Origin of the sequence: Kitasatospora sp. NPDC056783 (assembly GCF_042789895.1) — a bacterium.
In the GTDB taxonomy this organism is placed as follows: Bacteria; Actinomycetota; Actinomycetes; order Streptomycetales; family Streptomycetaceae; genus Kitasatospora.
Window position 1 is genome coordinate 1 of the sequence record NZ_JBHUAF010000644.1, and the last position, 2,353, is coordinate 2,353.

General features: G+C 73.7%; 3 protein-coding genes. All 3 read right to left on the reverse strand.

Features of this window, described 5'->3' with window-relative positions:
* Positions 1–4: 4 nt before the first annotated feature.
* Positions 5–769: a hypothetical protein gene (locus ACFRMQ_RS40185; protein ID WP_380735857.1), complete on the reverse strand. Its 765-nt coding sequence runs from the start codon at positions 767–769 to the stop codon at positions 5–7.
* A 301-nt stretch (positions 770–1,070) separates the two neighbouring features.
* The gene (locus ACFRMQ_RS40190; RefSeq protein WP_380735859.1) at positions 1,071–1,445 is read right to left on the reverse strand and encodes a hypothetical protein; all 375 of its coding nucleotides are present in this window, start codon (positions 1,443–1,445) and stop codon (positions 1,071–1,073) included.
* A 36-nt stretch (positions 1,446–1,481) separates the two neighbouring features.
* Positions 1,482–2,201, reverse strand: a complete 720-nt coding sequence (locus ACFRMQ_RS40195; RefSeq protein WP_380735861.1) for a class I SAM-dependent methyltransferase — start codon at positions 2,199–2,201, stop codon at positions 1,482–1,484.
* Positions 2,202–2,353: the final 152 nt, after the last annotated feature.

A 2,353-nucleotide genomic window follows, 5' to 3' on the forward strand; every position in this document is an offset into this window, starting at 1 on the left:
GGTGTCAGTGCCCGTCGCAGCCCGGGAAGGCCTCGCACATCGGCGCCGACATGCCGGTGCCGACGTACTTGTCCTCGGGGGCCTTCCAGGCGTCCTTGGGCTGGGCGCCCGCCTTGGTGGTGGCCCAGACGGACAGCTCGCTGACCACGCCGCCGTCGCTGACCACGTACTCGTGCAGGGTGACGGTGCTGCCGTCGGACTGCGGGACGGTCAGGACGGCGGCGAAGTACGGTGCCTCGGGGGCGCTGTCGACCTTCACGGTGGCGCCGGGCGCGGTCTTGGCGCAGTTCTTGACCGCCTCGGTCAGACGGCCCTGGGCCAGGTTGGTGCTCTGCTTGACGCCGCTGCTGTGGGTCGGGTCGCCGTGGAACAGCAGGGTCTGCTGGGCCGCCCAGCGGTCCCCGCCGAAGCCGACCTCGGACTTCGCGGCGGCGGCGCCGGTGAACAGCGGCTCGTCGTCCTTGGCGACCGCGGCGCGGCACAGCTCCATGCCCTTGAACGCGACCGCGCCGGAGAGCTGCTTGGCGTTGGCCGCCAGCGGCGTGTAGTGGTAGCTCTCGTCCAACGGGATGCTCTTGGTGTCCATCCAGGCCTTGCTCGGGATGCCCTTGTCGGACCCGGAGGGCTTGGTGGGGTTGGTGTCCGGCGTGGTGGCCTGGGCGGCGGGCGGGCTGACGTCCTGTCCGCCGTTCTCCGGCCCGCAGGCGCTGAGGGTGCCCAGGCAGACCAGGGCTGCGGCGGTGGCGGTGGCGAGTCTGTTGGTGCGCAACTGACGTATCCTCGGATGTCCGGTGGCATGGGTCGGGGGCGGGCACGCGCCGGCCGTGGGCCGCTGCTGCGCGGCACCGCCCGTCCGGCTCCGCCGCCCGGTCGACCCGTGGTCGCGGGCACTCGGCATCGCGGTCCCTCCCCTGTGCGTACGGCCGCCGGGCTCCGCGCCCCGCTGCCCCCGCCTCGGGACTGAAGGGAGGTCAGGCGCGGTGCCACGTCGACGGCGGTCGAAACCTATTCCACCGGGCCGCCGAGAGCCAAGCCGCGTCCCATATGCCGGAGCGCCAAGTCACGAAGGCTCACCGCGAGTTGCCGACGAACGCCCACAAGGGCACCGGATGTCGCGTTCGACCGGGATTGCCCGCTTGCGGGAAGGTCCTACGCGTCGTCCTCCGGACGAACGGCGGGACGTCCTTGAGCAGATGGCTCTCGGCGTGGCCGTGCGGGCCGTCCACGCACTCGGTGTCCACCCGGAAGCCGCCGGTGGCGTCCGCGAACACCAGGATCGGCGCGAAGCCGTTGTGCCGGGCGGCGAAGGCGTCGGCGGTCCTCACGGCGTCGCCCGAGCGGATCCAGTTGTCGGGCGCGGCGAACTCGCCGCCGATCATCTCCAGGACGGGGAGCCTGGGCCGGGTCCGGCTGCGGAACCAGGCGTCCAGCAGGGAGACGTTCATGCGGTCGGAGGCTAGGGGCCGAGGATGAGAGGCCGGTTAGAGGCTGGGTGCTTTCTGGAAGAGCGCTGTGAGGAGGAACGGGACGCCGAACCGGTCGGAGCCGGTGTCCTGGGCGGCCATCGGGCGGATCTCCAGCGGGGTGAACTCGCGGAACAGCGAACGGAGTTCGTCCGGCGAGTAGGCGAGGCCGCCCTCCAGGGTGCCGAGCCGGTAGAGCTCCTCGTCGGGGCGCTCGGAGCCCATCGCGCCGGCCGCGAAGGCGGTGACGGCGAAGTGCCCGCCGGGGGCGAGGACCCGGTCGAGGAGGGCCAGGTAGCTGACCCGGCGATGTGGCGGGAGGTGGTGCAGGCAGCCGGAGTCGTAGACCAGGTCGTACCGGGCGTGGGGGAGTTCGGCGTCGAAGACGCTCGCCCGGTGGAAGCGCGGGCCGGCGCCGATACCCGCTTCGCGGGCGCGTTCCGCGGCCCAGGCGAGGGCGGAGGAGGAGAGGTCGACGGCGTCGACGTCGAAGCCGAGCGAGGCCAGGTGGATCGCGTTGCGGCCGGCGCCGCAGCCGAGGTCGAGCGCCCGGCCCGGGGCTCCGGGCAGCAGGCCGCGGTCCAGGTAGGAGACCAGGTTCTCGTCGGGCGCGGGCGTGAAGAACGGGCGCTCGGCGGACCGGTCCGCGTAGAAGCGGTCCCAGAACGGTTCGGCCGGCGGGAAGAGGCCGTCCAGGAGGACGAGGAGGTCCTCGACGGTGCGGATCGTACGGTTCATGCGGGCGAGCCTAGGCGCCCCGGCGGGCGGAGGATCGGGGCGCGAGAACGGCCGGGCGGTGGGTGCTCGGGGCCGTCGGGGGCCGGGCCCGGGCGGGCCTCCCGGGCCCGGCCCGGCGCTCGGCGGTGCCACCGCCCCGGCCCGGGAAGGGG

What these genes read in the sequence shown, in the direction of transcription:
- ACFRMQ_RS40190 (WP_380735859.1), bottom strand. Translation starts at nt 1,445, where the DNA reads ATGAACGTCTCCCTGCTGGACGCCTGGTTCCGCAGCCGGACCCGGCCC.
- ACFRMQ_RS40195 (WP_380735861.1), bottom strand. Translation starts at nt 2,201, where the DNA reads ATGAACCGTACGATCCGCACCGTCGAGGACCTCCTCGTCCTCCTGGAC.